16 protein-coding genes and 1 pseudogene are annotated in these 19,632 nt (G+C 37.2%); 12 read left to right on the forward strand and 5 right to left on the reverse strand.

Going from position 1 to position 19,632, the window contains the following annotated elements:
* The 3 genes from CA730_RS10310 to CA730_RS10320 form a co-directional block, all read right to left on the reverse strand.
* Window positions 1–377, reverse strand: a 377-nt coding sequence (locus CA730_RS10310; RefSeq protein WP_172891171.1) for a Uma2 family endonuclease, incomplete at its 3' end; no start/stop codon positions are given.
* Window positions 378–398: 21 nt separating this feature from the next.
* Complete coding sequence (locus CA730_RS10315) at window positions 399–3,671, reverse strand: helicase-related protein (protein ID WP_096667002.1); 3,273 nt, start codon at window positions 3,669–3,671, stop codon at window positions 399–401.
* Window positions 3,672–3,826: 155 nt separating this feature from the next.
* Window positions 3,827–4,174: a hypothetical protein gene (locus tag CA730_RS10320; protein ID WP_096667004.1), complete on the reverse strand. Its 348-nt coding sequence runs from the start codon at window positions 4,172–4,174 to the stop codon at window positions 3,827–3,829.
* Window positions 4,175–4,565: 391 nt separating this feature from the next.
* Between CA730_RS10320 and CA730_RS10325 the strand changes: the two genes are divergently transcribed.
* From CA730_RS10325 to dprA, 7 genes and pseudogenes are all read left to right on the forward strand, one after another.
* Complete coding sequence (locus CA730_RS10325; RefSeq protein ID WP_096667006.1) at window positions 4,566–5,468, forward strand: cation diffusion facilitator family transporter; 903 nt, start codon at window positions 4,566–4,568, stop codon at window positions 5,466–5,468.
* Window positions 5,469–5,481: 13 nt separating this feature from the next.
* A pseudogene (locus CA730_RS10330) lies at window positions 5,482–6,051 on the forward strand (tetratricopeptide repeat protein); the annotation flags it as partial.
* Window positions 6,051–7,256, forward strand: coding sequence for an ATP phosphoribosyltransferase regulatory subunit (locus tag CA730_RS10335; protein WP_096667008.1), 1,206 nt, complete (start codon window positions 6,051–6,053; stop codon window positions 7,254–7,256). The pseudogene CA730_RS10330 and the gene CA730_RS10335, both read left to right, overlap by 1 nt.
* Window positions 7,257–7,342: 86 nt before the next feature.
* Window positions 7,343–7,570 (forward strand): indolepyruvate ferredoxin oxidoreductase subunit alpha, encoded by a 228-nt coding sequence (locus CA730_RS10340; RefSeq protein WP_096667010.1) that lies wholly within the window; start codon window positions 7,343–7,345, stop codon window positions 7,568–7,570.
* 98 nt (window positions 7,571–7,668) lie between these two features.
* Window positions 7,669–8,397, forward strand: coding sequence for an ABC transporter ATP-binding protein (locus CA730_RS10345; RefSeq protein ID WP_096667012.1), 729 nt, complete (start codon window positions 7,669–7,671; stop codon window positions 8,395–8,397).
* A gap of 83 nt (window positions 8,398–8,480) precedes the next feature.
* The gene (locus CA730_RS10350) at window positions 8,481–9,158 is read left to right on the forward strand and encodes a DUF2301 domain-containing membrane protein (RefSeq protein ID WP_096667014.1); all 678 of its coding nucleotides are present in this window, start codon (window positions 8,481–8,483) and stop codon (window positions 9,156–9,158) included.
* A 94-nt stretch (window positions 9,159–9,252) separates the two neighbouring features.
* Complete coding sequence (gene dprA, locus CA730_RS10355) at window positions 9,253–10,371, forward strand: DNA-processing protein DprA (RefSeq protein ID WP_096667017.1); 1,119 nt, start codon at window positions 9,253–9,255, stop codon at window positions 10,369–10,371.
* Window positions 10,372–10,492: 121 nt separating this feature from the next.
* Here the strand turns inward: dprA and CA730_RS10360 are convergent, their stop codons facing one another.
* The gene (locus tag CA730_RS10360) at window positions 10,493–10,654 is read right to left on the reverse strand and encodes a ribbon-helix-helix domain-containing protein (protein ID WP_231940078.1); all 162 of its coding nucleotides are present in this window, start codon (window positions 10,652–10,654) and stop codon (window positions 10,493–10,495) included.
* An 86-nt stretch (window positions 10,655–10,740) separates the two neighbouring features.
* Window positions 10,741–12,279: a serine hydrolase gene (locus CA730_RS10365; RefSeq protein WP_096667019.1), complete on the reverse strand. Its 1,539-nt coding sequence runs from the start codon at window positions 12,277–12,279 to the stop codon at window positions 10,741–10,743.
* A gap of 777 nt (window positions 12,280–13,056) precedes the next feature.
* Here CA730_RS10365 and CA730_RS10370 point away from each other — a divergent pair.
* The 5 genes from CA730_RS10370 (at window position 13,057) to CA730_RS10390 (ending at window position 19,525) form a co-directional block, all read left to right on the forward strand.
* Window positions 13,057–13,974 carry a DMT family transporter gene (locus CA730_RS10370; protein ID WP_096667021.1) on the forward strand — a complete coding sequence of 306 codons (918 nt, stop codon included), beginning with the start codon at window positions 13,057–13,059 and terminating at the stop codon, window positions 13,972–13,974.
* 453 nt (window positions 13,975–14,427) lie between these two features.
* Window positions 14,428–16,185, forward strand: coding sequence for an alpha/beta hydrolase (locus tag CA730_RS10375; RefSeq protein WP_096667023.1), 1,758 nt, complete (start codon window positions 14,428–14,430; stop codon window positions 16,183–16,185).
* A 78-nt stretch (window positions 16,186–16,263) separates the two neighbouring features.
* A complete protein-coding gene (gene truB, locus CA730_RS10380; RefSeq protein WP_096667025.1) occupies window positions 16,264–17,145 on the forward strand; it encodes a tRNA pseudouridine(55) synthase TruB in 882 nt (293 codons plus the stop codon).
* 255 nt (window positions 17,146–17,400) lie between these two features.
* On the forward strand, window positions 17,401–18,468 hold the full coding sequence (locus CA730_RS10385; RefSeq protein ID WP_096671436.1) for a hypothetical protein: 1,068 nt from the start codon (window positions 17,401–17,403) through the stop codon (window positions 18,466–18,468).
* A gap of 94 nt (window positions 18,469–18,562) precedes the next feature.
* A complete protein-coding gene (locus CA730_RS10390) occupies window positions 18,563–19,525 on the forward strand; it encodes a hypothetical protein (protein WP_096667027.1) in 963 nt (320 codons plus the stop codon).
* Window positions 19,526–19,632 lie beyond the last annotated feature (107 nt).

Genomic DNA, 19,632 nt, shown 5'->3' on the forward strand with positions numbered 1-19,632 from the left:
TCAGGAGGAGGATCAATATTTAAATCAATCTTTTCCTTACCAATCATCTGTAGATGATTTTGAATATAAAATGAATCATCTGGTTCTATTCCACTATCCATATCTTGACGTTTAAAAGTGGTTGAAGCAAAACATTCACAATCAATTTCTAATTCCTCTAGAATTATTTTAACTAGATCCCCAATAATAACTTTCGCTACTTCATGCTTAGGTAACGGCATTTTAATTTCTAAATTCCCCTGATAATAAGCTAATCTACTAGCACGATTTTCTCCTAACTCTGTTAATATTTCTTCAAATTCCTGCCAAGAAATATTGTGTAATATAATTCTATGTCCTGGTGGTACAGTTAATTGTCTTAGTTGTATTGTTACCATATTAGGAAAGGGGTAAGGTTCTTACATAAAAGATTCAGAAATAATTAATACTGGTTTCTCAACCTTTCTTTTTTCTCCTTTTGGGAAATTGGCTGAATCTACACTATATTTTTGAGTAATCTTATTAAGTTCTAAAATAGCCACATCTAATTTTAACTTTTTCTTTTGCAACTTGTCAACATCAGCAGGTAAATTAGCGTATTTTCCTATATCAATCAAAGTGATGATTTTTTTAATATTTTCCCTTTGGTTTGCAGTTAATTTAGGATGATTAATAATTTGAGACAGGAACTTTTTAGCATTTTGCGCTACCCCTCCTAATGCTTCTGGATCTATTTGTGATTGTACCAACTTATGTTCAAGATTTTGAAAATGTTCAATAGCTTGATTCACATGATCATGATGATTAGCAATCAATTCACAATTTTTTTCATTTTCCTCAGCTTCAAATATTTTAAATGCTGCTAAAGGTGTAATTTCTTTGGGTTGGTTATTACTATCTATCCAATAAAATTCAAACTTTTTATCCGTCTTTAAAAATGCAACTGTGCCATTTTGCAAATCAGGTTTTTTAATTCTGGTGGAACTTCTTCCAACTCTGGATTTTAAGGGCATTTTTTTGATTTTATCAAACCAAGCTTTATGTTTTTTTCTAAAGTTGCGTAAAAAGTACAGAAATTTTAATCTTTCGTCTTGTTCTTCCTGATAATTTCCGCTAAAAAGTTTAACTTCATCTAAAATTTCATCAGTAGAAAATACTTGATTATCCTCCCCAAAAGCAGTATGAAAAGCCTGGATTTTCATAAAAGCAGTTTTGTTTAACTGAATTTGTGAATCCCCTTGTGCTGAGGGATAAAAAACATAGTTATAAATTGCATTTGCTTTTGTACCAATCCGATTAACTCTACCAATTCTTTGCATTAATTTAGTTGAGTTCCAAGGTGTATCATAGTGAATAATCACATTAGAACGATGTAAATTTACACCTTCGGCTAAAACTTCTGTGGTAATAATAATACTATAATCATTCACTTGTTTATCTACCGCACAATTAGCATCGAAATTAGTAACAATGGTATCATATAGTTGTTTTCTATTTTCACTAGAAACTACCAATACATCTTTTCTAAATTTATCGTTTAAAGCCTGTGATAAATAATTCACAGTATCTTTTGATTCCGAAAATATAACTAATTTACCTTCTAAATTGGTTTTTTTATCAAAAAATAGGTTATTTAATTTGTTAATAAATACATCTAATTTTGGATCATTTTCTATTGCGTTCCAATCTTTCACCAATTCTTGTAAAATTTGAGAATCTTTCTCTAAACTCTCAATAAAATCAGGTTTGAAATCCGTGCTTTTAAAAGTTTTATTTTTAGGATTTTCTTCGCTGAGTCTCTCAATTTCTTTCTCTATTTCTTCCTCACTCCAACCTTTATCTAATAACTTATTAATATTGGTATCAGGGGCTATAAATATCTTATCATTAGCAAACATAGTAATCATTCTATCTGTAGCTTGTTGAAAATTAGTTAATGATTTTTTAAAAGCATAAAAACTACTTTCTAATCTTTTCACTAATTGGGTTTTCATGATAAATGCTAAGGATTTAGAAACCGTTTCCGCATTTTCATAATACTTACTTTGAATTTCTGGATTTAACCCTGCTATAGCTTGATAACGACTATATGTAAGTTGTTCTTTACCCGTTAGACAAATCACAGTTTTATGAAATAACTCATTTAATTTTTCATCCATGAGATATTCCACTTTTTGAGGTGGTTCTACTTGAGGAAATATAATTCCTTGTGCTGCTAAATCTAATTTATATTCAATAATATTTTCTAAATCTGTTCTAGTTCTTCTAATGGTAATTGGTTCAATTACCTTGGTTCTAATTTCTCCGTAAATTCTTCTCAGTTTATTAACATCTAATTCTTCAAATCGTTTTAAACTTTTATACTGTTCCATTAAAGGATTAAAAAAAGCAGTTAAATTTGTAATTGGTAAAGTTGACTGTCTCGCATCTTGAAACATTTGGATTTGATAAAAAATATCATCTGGACGATTATTTAAAGGGGTTGCAGATACTAAAATTACCTTCTTTTGATTACCTGCAATTAAACCCTGATTGACTCTAGGACTTTTACAAATTAATTGCAAGTTTTGAAAAGCCCCAGTTTTATGATTACGAAATTTATGGGCTTCATCAACTATGACTAAATCATATTCTTCTTTTGTCCAATAATCTTGATGTTCTGCTAATATTTTATCAAGACTACCATTAGTTATAAACTTAGTATATTTGTCAATATTAAAATATTTGAAAGTGTTTTTCCAGTTTTTTTCCACTGCTGGAGGATAAACAACTAAGATTTTGGTATTGTTTCTGCCATTTTCCATTAAAAACCTTTTAGCTACCATTGCTGCAATGACGGTTTTACCTAATCCCACAACGTCAGCTAAGATAAAGCCATTGTGTTTTATCAACATATTAAAACCTTCATTTACAGCATCAACTTGATAAGAAAGTTTTTTAAAGTTTTCGGGTAAATCACCAATGGAATCAGCATCATAATTAATATTATCGCTAAAATATTCACTCAGTAACTTTATATATAATTCAAAGGGAGTTGTTTCTGTATTTAAATAAGTTTTTTTAGTAATGTTCTTGATATCAAATGGTAATATATACACAGATTCAGCCCAAAGTTTTTCAAATTCTACTGTGGCAAATTGGACATCATCATATTCCGTTAATTGGACATTAAATTCATAATTATAAAAATTCCCCCCACCTAACCCTGCATCTGTTAGATTAGAAGAACCAGTTATTGCTGTAGCTGGTGTATGTTGATTAAATGGTTCAGGACGTAAAATATAAACTTTAGCGTGAATCTTTTTTTCTGGATGTGCTTTAACTTGAATTTTGCCTTGAATTATGTCATCAATGAATTGGAGAATCCCTGTTTCAGTCTTTTGATCATAATTAGCATTTTCAATATCTTTTTGAGTTTCTTTGATAAAATCTTCTCTTGTTTTTTCGTCATGTTTGAAAAATTCCAGTCCAGATTTTTGAGCATCTGCTAGTATTTTATCAACATTAATTCCCACTAATATTCTAATATTAGGAACTCTATCTAAAAATGGTCTGATTCTAAAATAACCAGATGCTCTAAAATAGCCTACTAAAGCATCAAAATATTGAATATGAGGGTTATATGTAAACACCCCTTCAAACTTTTTAATTAGGGTGTTTTCTTCGCTATTAGTGAAAAATTTTGTTGACATATTTATGTTAAAACGTCCAAACTATGATTTTTAGGATTATTTTGATGAAGATGAGAAAAACGTCCAAACTATGATTTTTAGAATTATTTTGATGAAGATGAGGGATTCATTATAAAAATCATCAAAATCACAAAAATCATAGTTTAGACGTTAACTTAAAACTGATCTAAATACTGATTAAGATCCTCAATAACACGGGTAAGTTCCGCTTCTGTCGTTAACCGAATCCCTAGATTGCGAATTGTTAACAAAACTTTAGCCGCAAAGGGAGTAGGCCAGATATTAGGATTACAGAATATTTCTATGAATACATCCCCAGTGTAACGATACTCTAACGAGGGTTGGGGACTGACTTTACCTGTTCCTGGAGTTTTGTTAGCAACAACTTTGAGACTTTTCATTAATTCATCTATTGCTGCTTTTAATTCTTGCGCTGCTTGGGGTGAAAAACTGACGGAAACAGAACCTTCTACTAGATTCAGTGTGAGAGGTACAGAAGACATAAGCTACTTATTAACAATAATTCGTAATTATCCATCTTACCGGAAGATGTTCTCTAGAATATTTCTAACTTTTGCAAAGATTCCTAAAGCTGAACTTGCGGATTTTAATTATAATTAATATCAATAAAATCTCAATTATTTTTCCATAGGTTGGGTTAAGGAACGCAACCCAATAAATTTGCGGAAATGTTGGGTTTCACTTCCTTCTACCCAACCTACAATTTTCTTAGCACCAATGAGATTCAGTCATAAAGAGATAAATTCTTAATTAGCAATTTTTGACATATTTCCTATATATTTATTCTGAGAAATAAATACCTATTGTTCTAAGGTAAGAGTTAAAGAAAACAAATTCTCTATTCTTTTTTTCACAAATCACAATTATAAATATATGACTTACGATAACCGCACTGAAGTTAGAAAAGTTTTAATTATCACCCTGCTACTTAACATATTCGTGATGGGGTTAAAAGCCCTTGTGGGTTATTGGACAGGTTCTTTAAGTTTGCTGGCTGATGCTTTACATAGTGTTACCGATAGTGCCAATAATGTTTTAGGATTAGTTGCTATTAAGTTTTCTTCACCATTACCAGATCGGGAGCATCCTTATGGACATAATAAATTTGAAGCTGTGGGGGCTTTGGGTATTGCTGCGTTTTTAGGAATAGCCTGTTTTGAAATTGTCCAAGGTGCGGTAGAAAGGATTCTTAAAGGTGGTGAACCTGTGAGAATATCACCTCCAGAGTTGTGGTTATTACTGATTGTGTTGGGAGTAAATATTTTTGTCGCTTTTTATGAACGAAATGTGGGGAGAAGGGTAGGTAGTTCGATTTTAATTGCTGATGCTACCCATACGATGAGTGATATCTGGGTGACAATTTCGGTTATTGGTGGTTTGATTGGTGTGTGGCTGGGTTATCAATGGTTAGATGTATTACTAGCTTTCCCGGTGGCTTTACTGGTATTTTGCAGTGGTTGGTCAGTTTTAAAAGAAAATTTACCTTGGCTTGTGGATCAAATGGCGATCGCTCCCGAAACAATTCATGCGATCGCAGTTTCCGTACCTGGTGTCCTTAACTGTCATGATATCGCCTCTCGTGGTGTCATTGGTCGTCAGGTGTTTATAGAAATGCACCTAATCGTAGATGCACCAGATGTAGAAACCGCTCACAACATCACGGAAGAAGTCGAAAGACAACTAGAACAACGTTTTCATCCTGTGAGGATTTTAATTCATGTTGAGCCACCTGCATATCAGTCTCAGAGCATAACTTTTGAAGCCGAACACACATGATTTCGTAGCCAATAAGCAGGCGATCGCTAAAATTGCCCCAACTCAATTTAGTGATTTGCCACAATCACTCAACATCATGGCGGAAATTAGTGAGCTAAATCTAGTTTATCTGATGCGGGTGGCTGGACAGTCAATGAATAAGTCGGCGCCTAGTCAACCTCAAGGTTCTGCCCCAAATTTACCACCAACTCTAACCTCACCACCCGAAGAAGAGTCAATCGTAGAACAATACCTGCGTCGCGCTCAAGTTTTATTAGAAAAAAACCAATTGTCCCCAGCCAAAGTAGAATTACAAGATGCCTTAAAGTTAGAACCGCGAAATAGTCATTGCCATAGTTTGATGGCAATGGTATATTTACGGCAAAATCAACTGAAAATGGCAAAAGTTCACTTTGATAATGCCCTGAAGTTAAATCCTAATGAAAAAATCGCTTTGGAATGGAAACCCAAGGTAGATGAAGCTTTAGGAATTACAACCAGTCGTTCTCAAGGGACTTCCGCTTCTCAAACTGAAGAGAAGCAACCAGATAAGTCTGGAAAAAGTGGTTTGTTTGGCGGTTTGTTTGGTGGGAAGAAAAAATAATGGTGTATCAACCAGCAGCGGGAGCAAGGGATCTATTACCTTTAGATGTGGCGCAAAAACGCTGGATTGAAGATAGATTAGAACAGGTGTTTCAACGGTGGGGATATCACAGGATTATCACCTCAACTTTGGAACGAATGGATACTCTGATGGCTGGTGAAGCTATTGTGCGTCAGATGGTGATTCAACTCCAAAATGGTCAAAATGAAGAATTGGGGTTACGTCCAGAATTAACTGCCTCTATCGCTCGCACAGTGGTAACTCGCATGGCAGATGCGACCTATCCCCAGCGACTATATTACAATGCTAATGTTTTCCGCCGCAATTGGGAAGGCCGCCATAATCGTCAGCAGGAGTATTATCAAGCTGGGGTAGAGTTACTGGGTGCAGGGGGATTATTAGCCAATGCAGAAGTGTTGCTGCTGGTAGCAGATTGTTTAACAGCATTGGATTTAAAAGATTGGCGGTTAATTATGGGGGAAGCGGGAATTACTCGCTCCCTTCTCAATGCTTTTCCCCCGGAAATTAGAAATCAGGTCCGCAATGCGATCGCTAATTTGGATAGTATAGGTATTGATACTTTGCCTCTGGAGGAAGAACTCCGCCAACGCGCTAAAATTATGTTGGATTTGCGGGGCGATAGTAGAGATGTTTTACAAAAAGTTAGTAGTTTACATCTAGAACCAGACCAGCATGAGGCAATAAATAACCTCAAATCCTTAGTAGAATTATTAGATGGTAAATTCCCTTTAATCCTTGATTTGAGCCTCATTCAAACCATTGATTACTACACAGGTTTGGTTTTTGAAGTAGTGAGTGAGACAAATTCCCAAGCACAGATTTTAGGAAGTGGTGGGCGTTATGACCAATTATTAGGTTTATACCATCCCCAAAAGGAAAATATTCCCGGTATTGGTTTTGAATTGAATATTGATGATTTATACCAGATTCTTCTATTAAATCAGCAATTACCCCAGGATATTCCCGCTAGTAATTGGTTAGTAGTCCCAGAAACCCCCGGTGCTGAAGCTGCGGCTTTTGCCTATGCCGATAAATTACGTAATTCCACTGATTTAGTGAGAGTAGAAATAGACCTGGGAGGTAGGGATACAGAAGCGATTCGTCAATATGCAAGCGATCGCTACATTACCCAAATAGCCTGGATTAAAGCCGATGGTTCACCTACCATTGAACCAGGATCTTAAAAATAGGAATATTGGTAAACTTTCCCAAAATCAATCCAAAATCCAAAATCTAAAATCTAAAATCCAAAAGAGAGGGAATCGGAAAAATGCCACATACCATAGTTACAGACGTTTGTGAAGGTGTTGCTGACTGCGAAACTGCTTGTCCTGTAGCTTGCATTCATCCAGGCCCAGGGAAAAACGTCAAAGGTACAGATTGGTACTGGATTGACTTTGCCACTTGTATTGATTGTGGCATTTGTTTGCAAGTTTGCCCCGTAGAAAATGCAATTTTGGCAGAGGAAAGACCAGAATTGCAGAAAATCACAGCATAGTCATTGGTCAGTGGTCAGTAGTCAGTGGTAAACGAAAAACAACTGACAACCGACAACTGACAACCGACAACTGACAAGGAACAACTGACAACGAACAAATGACTAATAACTATTTATTAAAAGTAGAAAATGTCCACGCTGGATATATTAAAGATGTAGATATTTTGCAAGGTGTCAACTTTCACATTGCACCAGGGGAGTTAGTTACAGTAATTGGTCCAAACGGTGCAGGTAAATCTACTTTAGTAAAAACTATTTTTGGACTGCTGACACCCCATACCGGAACTATTACCTTTAAAGATCAGAATTTGATTGGTTTAAAATCAAATCAAATTGTCGCCAAAGGGATGTCCTATGTTCCCCAAATTGCCAACGTTTTCCCCTCTTTAACCATAGATGAAAACTTAGAAATGGGGGCTTTTGTGAGAGATGTTCCCTTGAAACCTCTTAAAGATAAAATATACACCATGTTTCCCCGATTGAGCGATCGCCGTCGTCAACGTGCAGGAACTCTTTCCGGTGGAGAAAGACAAATGTTAGCAATGGGGAAAGCATTAATGTTAGAACCCAGTTTACTCCTATTAGATGAACCTTCCGCCGCATTATCTCCCATTTTGGTAACTCAAGTATTTGAACAAATTAAACAAATTAAAGAATCGGGGACTGCGATAGTTTTAGTCGAACAAAATGCCAGAAAAGCCTTAGAAATGGCAGATCGTGGTTGTGTGTTAGAATCAGGCAGAGATGCTATCTCAGGACCCGGTAGAGAATTATTAAATAACCCTAAAGTCGGAGAATTGTATTTAGGCGCTGGAAAGAGACATTAATCAATCAAATCAATCAAATCAGATCCCCGACTTCTTAAAGAAGTCGGGGATCTAAAACCTAAACCTATACTATTATTGGGAATATGACTACACAAACAATATCATCGCAGGCAGTATATCAAGGTCAATTTGGGGAGTTTACAATTACTCAGAGCGATCGCCAAAGTGTGATAACTTATCGCACAGGATTAACGATAGCAGCCCTGTGTTTTGCCATTGGTAGCGGTTTAGTCTTATTTTATCCCCAACCCGCTGCGATGCCTGCGGCGAGCTTCGCTATCGCCTTCCTGACCCCTCTCTACACCTGTTTTAGTCTCGCACTTGGAGTCAGTTTATTAACTATTCATATTTATATGGCATTTTTGCACCGAATTCTCCAACTTTTTTGGATAATTGGTAGCATTTCTGCCTTTATTTTTGGACATGGTGATAGTCAAGCTTTTGCAATTACTATTTATAATCAACCCCTCACCATATTAGGAATTGGTTTTACCTTTGCAGCTTTGACAGGAATTTATTTCAAGGAAGGTTTTTGTTTCCATCGTTTAGAAACTAAAATCTTAACCCCCCTTGTTCCCTTACTATTATTAGGACATTTAACCGGAATTTTATCAACTCAAGCAGAACAAATTTTATTAGCAACTTGGGCAATTTTCTTTTTAATCTTTGCCGTAAGAAAAGTTATCCAACCTATTCCTCCTGACATTGGTGATAAATCCGTATTTGATTATTTGAAAAATCAACATTTAGCAAAAATTTGATATACTCACATCCACTTGAATGAGATAGAAAATTTACCTAATTCTTCCTTCTCCTTTCTTATTCCTGACTCCTGACTCCTCCTCATACCATACAATGTCAACTACAGAAGAACGTAAATATTGGTTAGCTTGGTCACAAATTTCTGGTATTGGACCGATATTACTGCAAAGATTACAACAGCACTTTGGTAACTTAGAAACTGCTTGGAAATCCAGTCCTGGAGAATTACGAAAAGTTGAAGGTTTCGGATTTCAAACATTAGAAAAAGTTGTTCAACAAAAATCCCGTTTAAACCCCGAACAACTCCTCACTCAACACCAACAAGCAAACCCCCATTTTTGGACACCAGCAGACCCAGAATATCCCCAACTACTGCGAGAAATTCCCAGTCCACCTCCATTATTGTACTATCGGGGAGAAGTTGATTTACAGGAAAATTCAGGACAAAAACCCTTAGTAGGAATTGTCGGAACTCGTCAACCCACAGAATATGGAATTAAATGGACTCGACAAATTAGTACCGCATTAGCCAAAAATGGTTTTACCGTTGTTTCCGGTATGGCCGAAGGAATAGACACCGAAAGTCACGCAGCAGCAATGAAAGCAGGAGGAAGAACAATAGCAGTTGTCGGAACAGGAGTAGATGTTATTTATCCTTATAAAAATCGAGATTTATATAAACAGATATTGACATCTGGCATAGTAATTAGTGAATATCCTGCCAAAACCACACCCAACCGCACCCATTTTCCCCGGCGAAATCGCATCATCGCCGGTTTAAGTCGCGCAGTATTAGTCATAGAAGCACCAATAAAATCTGGCGCTTTAATCACAGCTACTTATGCTAATGAGTTTTGTCGAGATGTTTACGCATTACCAGGAAGAATTGATGATCAACCATCACAAGGTTGTTTAAAATTAATTAGTCAAGGTGCAGGTTTAATTAATCAAGAACTTAGTGAATTATTAACCATGTTGGGTGCAATTCCCCAAATAGATATAGAAATTCCCATAATTAAATCTCCTCCTTTACCTGACTTAGCACCAGAATTACAACAGGTAATAGATATTTTGGCTATTGATGTTTTATCGTTTGATTTTATAATTCAAAAAACAGGGATGAATGCGGCTTTAGTTTCCAGTTCCTTATTACAATTAGAACTCATGGGTTTAGTTACGCAACTCCCAGGAATGCGATATCAAAAATGTTAAAACTCTGATTTCTGTTCCTTCTTCCTTTGCGTCTTTGCGCCTTTGCGTGAGGCTAATTCATAATTCAATTACGCAACGCCAATTTTTGCTTGTAGTCTAGCAAAAACTACCTCACCATCTGTTACTTGTCCATTCTTAATCTGTTCAGTTCCTCTAGTCTTCTTTCTCTGTCCAGCAGCAAACTAAAAGCCTCATTTACTGCATCTTCTATATTTTCAAATCGCCCCGTGTCAATATAAGCTTGTACTAATTCCTCTGTTTCAGGTTTAAGTTGAATATTCATGATGTATTCTCCATTTGATAGATAGCCTTAACGCTGTTCTAACAACAAAGCCACATTTTCTGCAACCAGTTTGAACTTTAAATTATTTATTGTGGTGGATAATATTGCGGAGTCATTATAGGCTGCGGATAACTGCCTACAGGCATATTATTAACCATCCCATTAGGCATAGTAGGATTCATTATCGGTTGTTGAACTGGTTGCTGAATAAAGGGTTGAACGGGTGGTTGATAATTAGAAATTGGTTGAGTTATGGGTTGAGTAACTGGTTGGTTATTTGTTGGATTGTTAGGTGTTACTGTAGCTTGGCTAAAGTGTTCGTAAGCAGCACTAGAAATAGAACTAATTAATTTTGCTGCGCGAGGATCATTATTGGGACGTTTCACCATAATAGCGGCAATATAACGTTTACCTGTAGGGACATCAATCAGACCCGCATCTGCTAACATTGTGCCAATATCACCTGTTTTGTGGTAAGCATTTGCGCCTTTTCCTAAGCCAGCAGGTAAAAGATTATCTCGTTCAGTGCGACTCATAATATTAAGCATTAAATCACGCGATCGCATACTCACCACATTACCTTGATTAACCATCGAGATCAAATTCCCCAATTCCCTGGGACTAGTAGTATTAGTCCCCTCTAAATCCGGGAGAGGATTACGAATCATCGTCGTTGTCAGTCCCCAACTGCGAAAACGTCCATTTAAAGCCTCCTGTCCCCCTAATTTAGCAACCAGCATATTCGTAGCCGTATTGTCGCTAATTGTAATCATCTTCGTCGCCACATCAAGAGCAGTGTATTTGCTGCCTGGGGTTTGATATTGCATATTTCCCGAACCCCCGACAATCATCTCTTTTTGCATAGTTAACATTTCATCCAGGCGGATTTTACCAGCATCTACATCCTGGAAAAAAGCAATCAAAATCGGAATTTTAATCGTGCTTGCCGCAGCAAAACTTGTATTAGTATTAATATCTACATAATTACCATTATCTAAATCTAATAAAAACACCCCTGGCATCAAATCAGCATTAGCTGTAGCGAGAATTTGTAAAGAATTTTTTAAAGGAGTAATTTCTTGGGACAGATATAAACTTGTATCAGGAGTTTGAGATGTTTTTTGAGAAGTAGTAGTTTGAGATACTAACGCCACTGAACCCAAGCGATTAGCAGGGTCTAAAACTGACAACAACGTACCCACAATCGCACCTACCCCCACACCCACAATCAACAACCGCAAGGCATATAACATAGTTCTAGCCATAGGTTTTAACCGAGTCTTGTGTGACCCTCTTCTCTCAATTCTCGGCTTCTCCATGCGTACCGTCTTTAACCTCACATTTGCTGGTGAAGAAATTTGAGTATTTTGCTTGACTGTAGGTACTGGTTTAACACCTGTAGGCATCATCTTCCGTGATGCTGGTCTTCGCCCCCCAGGTGAGATAGGAACAGGACTGCTATGATTATTTAGACGAGCTAATGTTGCAGTTTCTTTTGGACTAGAAACTGGCTGTTGATTAATAACTTTTTTCTGTCCTGTCTTCGAGACAGGACGTTTACGCCGGCGACGCTGTACAGGTTGCCTTTGTGATATGGGTATGAGTTTGTCACTAGTTTCTGACATAGCTACTCCTTTTCACCTTCGACCCAGATTGTAAATTTATGCACCTTGATACTCAGTTTGCCTTTGGGGACTAAGTAGCATTTTTGGATCTAGTCTACTTCATATTTATCTCTTTGGGTAATCAGTTAGGTATATGATAACCCGAATTGGCGTTTTTAAGATCCCAGCTAATCAACACAGAGAAGGATTACATAAAAAAGGGAACAGGGAACAGGGAACAGGGAACAGATAAGAAACACTCATTTTCACCAGTTTAAAGCTCAGTTAAGAAAAAGATGTTTTTAAAAGATGCCTAGCCCGAAAAAAACCGTATCAAAATTTTCAATCTCATGTTTTTAAACATGAGTTTTTTCTGTTTTATGTTTTCTGTGAAATTATTTATGATTTTTATATATAGGGCTTGCTTAATAAACCGAAAACCTTGATACATCAATGAATTAAGAGGGATAAAACGTGAATAATGTGCAAGGAATAAGCTTTGAAACTATTCATTTAGCGAACTGACAAGTCAGCACTTACGCTATCACTTTCCCAGATTCGAGACCATCCTAATTCTTCCTCCTGACTCCTTCTAATTCTTCCTCCTGACTCCTGACTCCTGACTCCTAGCCCTTACGAAAAGACTTTTATGGCTAACGCCACGCTACGCTATCAGCAACCCCTATATATCTAAAATTAATATTACCCGGACTCATAGCGCATAGCCAGAAGTAATTAATATCCCCGGTACTTGATTATTATGTAAAAATGATTTGTCTCCTTTAGTAATTATTAATCATGCATCAAAGTTCTGGTCGTTGGCGTTTGGGTCTAAGTTTATCACTGGTAACTGTCTTTTTATGGGGAGTTTTACCTTTAGCTTTGACGGTAACGCTACAAGAGCTAGATGTCTACACCGTTATTTGGTTTCGGTTTTTAACTTCCTTCCTCTTACTGGCAATTTATTTGTTGTTTCAGCAACAATTACCAACCTTAGAGCAATTACGTGCTACTTCTTGGCAATTATTAGTAGTTGCTACTATATTTTTGGCTGCTAACTATTTTCTGTTTATGCAAGGTTTAGCATTGACCGCCCCAGCTAATGCTGAAGTGATAATTCAATTATCTAGTGTGTTATTAAGTTTTGGTGGATTAGTCATTTTTCACGAACGTTATACATTGTCTCAATGGCTAGGTGTAGCTGTACTAACTCTCGGTTTTGCACTATTTTTTCATGCCCAATTAGCTAATCTCATCACAGCCAAAGGTGAATATTTACTAGGTAGCGGCTTGATTGTGTTCGGGGCAATAGCATGGGCTATCTATGCCTTATCACAAAAACAGTTATTGCAATCGTTATCTTCAGCAAAAATCATGTTGATTATTTATGGTGGCTGTGCTTTATTATTCACGCCATTAGCAAAAATCAATACAATTTTTACTCTTGATATTTTCTATTTTTCAATTTTGCTATTTTGCGCTTTAAATACCTTCATTGCCTATGGTGCTTTTGCGGAATCTTTGGTACATTGGCAAGCATCAAGAGTGGGTGCTGTATTAGCTTTAGCTCCGATTATTACTTTAATTTCCAGTTGGCTGATGTCAGTAATTGCTCCTAATATTATCTCTCCAGAAAATATTTCTTTAGTAGGTGTTACTGGTGCATTTTTAGTCGTCATTGGTTCTATATCTATTGCATTAGGTAAATCTAGTTAGGGTTTGCTTAATAAAGCTAAAACTTAGATATATCGAGAGTTTGAAGGTAAAAAAGGTGAATTAGGTGCAAGGAATAAGCGTTGAAATTAGCAAAACTCTATCACTTTACCAGATTCAAGACTATTCTTCTCTTCTTCTAATTCCTCCTTCTGACTCCTGACTCCTAGCCCTAACCAAAAGACTTTTTCAGCAAACCTAATTAATGGGATTTATTAGCATTATTTAGATTTTATTAATCAGGAAAAATACATAATAAATACTGATGTAGATAATTAATGTATTTATTATGATCTTAAAAGAAGTCTTAGTAATTAAAAGCAAACTAATCGCAAACAGTCCGAAATTTTGTTTGCGTAGTTTGTAATAGGCACTATTCAGAATAGTTTAACAGGGTGTTTGAATCACTACCAAAATTTGAGCCTCGCTCAACAACATCACCACAAAAGTTAAGCGATGAATATGTTTGGTAATTGGGGCAGCGCCCTCAAAAAAAATTCTCTAACACTGATTTTGTCTATATTGCTGCCAACATTGGGGATAAGTAACCCGGTTATGGCGGCAGAACAAATTCATGCTTCCTATTCAGCACTAAAAATTTCTATCCCTATTAGTGCCTTAGAAAGCTATGCAAAATATGGGATAATTAATGCAGATTTAGCAGGCTATTATCAATATATTCCTACAAACAAACTGCAAGAATTAAGGAAAATTTTAGTTCAACCACTGAAAATCAGTCCGGCTGTAACTGCCCAATTTCTTGACACCCAACAAGGGAAATTTATCTTACAAAGATTAGCAGGGTTAATTAAACCTAAATCTGATTATTCAAAATTTACTTCTTGGTCATTACGTACAGCTTTAATTGCTGCTGCTGCTGAACCGGAAGGGTTAAATTTATTAAATTTATTACGCAAATATCCTCAAGATAATATTAAGATTGATGTGGCTTCCAGCCTAAAAGTTGCTGGTGAGTTAGAGAAAATCATCAACGACACAGAAACAACTATTTCCGCATTAATCCAAGCATCGAAATTGGAGGCTGATCAAATTTCTTATACTAATTTTTCTCAATTACCAAAATTGTCAAATCCAGTAATTTTATCATCCCAGAAACAAACAATTAAGTTCTTTGATGTAGTCCGTAATCGGCATTTAACCACAGACCTATATATCCCTAATAGCCAAAATCCTGTACCTGTAATTGTGATTTCTCATGGTTTAGGTTTGGACAGTAGTAACTTTCGTTATTTAGCAAATAATTTAGTTAAACATGGGTTTGCTGTAGTAATTCCCAATCATCCTGGTAGTGGTGCTAAACGACTAAAATTTTTAATAAATGGTAATAGTAATCAAGTTACACACGATAATGAATTTAAAGATAGACCTTTAGATATCAAATATATTTTAGATCAATTAGAGTCAGATTCACGATTTCAGCAGCGGCTGAACTTACAACAAGTGGGAGTATTTGGTCAGTCTTTAGGAGGTTATACTGCCTTAGCTTTAGCGGGGGCAAAAATTAACTTTTCCCAACTACAAGCAGACTGTCATCCTGACAAATTGCGAAATACTTGGAATATGTCTTTACTGTTGCAATGTCGGGCTTTGGAATTGCCCAACCAGTCAGGACAGGAGTACAATTTACAAGATACCAGAATCAAGGCGGCGATCGCTGTTAATCCGATCACCAGTTCTATTTTCGGACAAGCCGGGTTAAGCCAAATTCATACCCCAGTCATGATTGTTGGTAGCAGCGAAGACACAGTTGCCCCAACTTTATATGAGCAAATTGTCCCTTTTTCTTGGATTATTCATCCCGAAAAATATTTAGTCATGCTACTTGGTGGTACTCATTTTTCTATCATTGGTAACAGCAATCCTGGCAGTACCCAAATGGCATTACCAACAGATATGGTAGGTGATGCTTCCCAAGCCCATAATTACATGAATGCGTTAAGTTTACCTTTCTTCCAAACTTATATAGCCGGAAAACCGGAATATCTATCTTATCTTAACGCCGCTTACGCTCAAAGTATTTCTAGTCAGTCTCTTGGTTTAAATCTTGTCCAGTCCCTTGATCATCTTAAATTAGCACCAGTTTTAGGTAATCTTCAAGACAGCCAACCTGTGAAAAAAAGACTCTCTCATCCTATCGTCAATTTTGGATTTTGGCTGCTAGGTATTGGTATTTCTCTATTACATTTAATTTAGATCCCCGACTTCTTTAAGAAGTCGGGGATATCCAATTTGTGTGAAAATACAAAAATCTCAACCCTAAAATCTAAACTTGTGCAAGGCTTTCTCAATTTAAACAAACCACTTGACTGGACTTCTCATGACTGCGTAGCCAAAGTCCGCAAACTACTGAACATGAAACGAGTCGGACACGCAGGAACTTTAGATCCTAAAGCTACTGGAGTATTACCGATAGCCTTGGGTAAAGCTACCAGATTATTACAATATTTACCGGGAGAAAAGGCTTATCAAGCCACTGTTCGGCTAGGAATACAAACTACTACAGATGATTTAGAAGGGGAAATTATTACCTCTACACCCTGTCCAGGATTAGATTTAGAACATATCAAAACGTCCCTTTCCCAGTTTATCGGTAAAATTGAGCAAATTCCCCCCAGTTACAGCGCCATTCAAGTTGATGGTAAACGTCTCTATGATTTAGCACGGAAAGGGGAAAAAGTTGAAGTTCCGGTGCGGACAGTTGAAGTTTCCCAAATTCAGGTATTAGACTGGCGAGACGGAGATTTTCCCGAATTAGATATAGCCATATCTTGTGGGACGGGAACATATATTCGGGCGATCGCTCGTGATTTAGGTACAATACTCAACATAGGTGGGACTCTATCCGCCCTCATTCGCACACAAAGCAGCAGTTTCCAACTTCCAACCAGTCTCACCTTCACCGACTTAGCCACCCAAATCGAAAACAGCACATTTCAACCCATATCCGCAGACACACCATTAGAACATCTCAAAGCCGTAAATTTAGCCCCAGAATCAGCTAAAAAATGGTGTCAAGGTCAAAAAATTCCCCTCAATCTGGCTATTGACAACTTTGTGCGAGTTTATGAAACAGAAACCCATTTCTTAGGAATCGGGAAAATAGAACATGATTTATTAATCCCGCAAATGGTGTTTTTTGAATATCCAAATTAAAAATTAGGTAATTATCAATTAAACAGGGAACTGCTGTCAGGAGTTGTCAATTCAAGGTCTAAAGTCCAGGTGAGTTTGATTTAGAAAGACTAATCTTGAAGGATTTTTGGGATTTTACTGATAACTTCACAATGTGTCCTCATAACTTCACAATAAATTCACAAAAATAGCATAATTCATCCTGTAGATGACCCTTTTTCTGGAATTACTCTAATATACATTCGGGCGCATATGACCGTTGTGAGGAGTAGTACTGTGAAAAAAGCAAGTTTTCTATATATGTTGTTACGCCCGAATTGGGTATGCTTCATAGGCACAACTCTCTCAGGTTATATTTGGTTAACTACAGCTTTGTCAGTTAATCCTGTTTTTTCAGCAGATACAATAGCTAATATGAACTATGAAAGCGAAAAGGCAATCATTAATCAACCCGCCCTAGAGACTAACTTGCCGGATCTGAAAGAGGTGTTAGCGAATAAGGTAGAATCAGGTCGTAATGTGAAATTTTTTGTTGAGTCAAAACAGTTACAAATTATTGCTCAAGAAGACGCTTTAGTTCCTACTAATAACAGTCAAGTTGATCCTAACAAATTACGCCAAGATCTAAAAATTGACCCTCTTATTAAATTAATTCCAGCCAAGCGCACCTACACTTACTCCCCTTCATTGACCTTTGCTACACCAAGCGCCTTTGGAGCTACCTGGGGTGATGTGTTTTTCGGAGCATCCGCAGCAACCACTGGTAAAGCTAGAACGCAACCAGACGGGAGTATCAGTATGGGTTTTGGTTTAGGAGATGCCCGGAGACTAGTTGGTCTAGAACTTGGCTACAACATTGGTAGCATCAAAAATTTTGGCTACAACGGAACTTTTGACCTCAAAGCTAACCGCATTGTCTATGCTCAAGGCAATACTCAAATAGCTGCGGCGGCTGGCTGGAAGTCTTTTGCACAGCACGTTAAAGGGGAATCAGTTAGACCTTCCAGTGCCTATGGTGTAGTTACAAGTTACTCCCTGGTAAAGCCTAACGATACTGTTAATAAAATGCCCATCTCCTTTTCCGTAGGAGCCGGCGGTGGCGATTTCCGCACAGGTGATGCAAGTACGGGTGTATTTGCTGGAGTTGGGGTACAAGTTCATCCCCAAATCGGTGTGGGTATGGGCTGGAGTGGAGTTGGTTTCAACGTTGGAGCTTCTTTTGTCCCTATATCTACTATCCCCTTGACAATTAATGCCGTAGGTGCGGATCTCACAGATACTAGCCTTGGCGGTACAGTATTTGTTCTCAGCATAGGCTATGGTTTCAATTTCTTACCCAAATAGATTTGGTTGAAAAAGTCTGAATGCTTTATCTGTTCTTGTTTCTATCTTTATTCAGCCAACCCTAAATAAACACTTCAATCTTGATAAAATCACCATGTTAAAAATCAGAACTTTTATTCTGGCTCTCACTCTCACTCCCCTACTGGCAATCAATTGGCAGCAACCAAGCCAATCCCAAACTTCGCCTAGTCTGGGTACAGCAGGTGGTATGAGTGGTGGTGGAAACATTGGACCAATTAATACGAGTCCTAGTGTGGGGACTGGCGGGGGCATGAGTGGTGGTGGCACTACTGGCTCCAGTGGTAATACTAATTCCCATCCCGATGATAATACGAGTCCTAGTGTGGGGACTGGCGGGAGCATGAGTGGTGGTGGCACTACTGGCTCCAATGGTAATACTAATTCCCATCCCGATGATAATACGAGTCCTAGTGTGGGGACCGGCGGGGGTATGAGTGGTGGTGGCACTACTGGCTCCAATGGTAATACGAGTCCTAGTGTGGGGAATGCCGGAGGTCAAAGTGGCAGTCCTGTTACCATTGTCCGCACATCACGAGGAAATTCACTTAGAATTACAGCAGAGCGTCAAGACAAACTCAATCGTGTTGCCATCAATATATTCACCAAGGAAAATAGTAAAGTTCTTGTAGCTTTCAGGCAACCGGAAGCTATCAGACGGGGTGAATCGAATAGATTTACGCAGATATTAAGTCAGGCCGGTGTTAGTCCAGCATTAGCAAACCGATTTATATTCACCTTAATTAGAGTAATCAAAATCGGCGCCTCTACTTCTACTACACAAAGTTCACTTGAGTTACCAAAAAGATATTTAGTGGCCAGCACTAAGGCTTTAAAATTTAGCCCAATCATTACCCAGGTAAGTGATAATACTTTACCAAGTGTAGAGGTAGATATAAACGACTTGAATGATGCCATTAATGCCTATAACCAGATTATTGATGAAAGCAGTCCCGTAACTCTGCAAGCACTTTCACAAAACCAAGATTTTCTGGAAACTGGTAACGCACTAAAAGAATTGAGAGCAGCAATTAACTAATTTCTAACCTGATTACAGACTAACAAAAAATAACGGGGAGACACAAGAGCTTCTCCGTTATTTTTTGTTAATTTGAGAAAGTTACACAAAAAAGTTAAGTTGATAAT

The organism is Dolichospermum compactum NIES-806, assembly GCF_002368115.1.
Taxonomy (GTDB): domain Bacteria; phylum Cyanobacteriota; class Cyanobacteriia; order Cyanobacteriales; family Nostocaceae; genus Dolichospermum; species Dolichospermum compactum.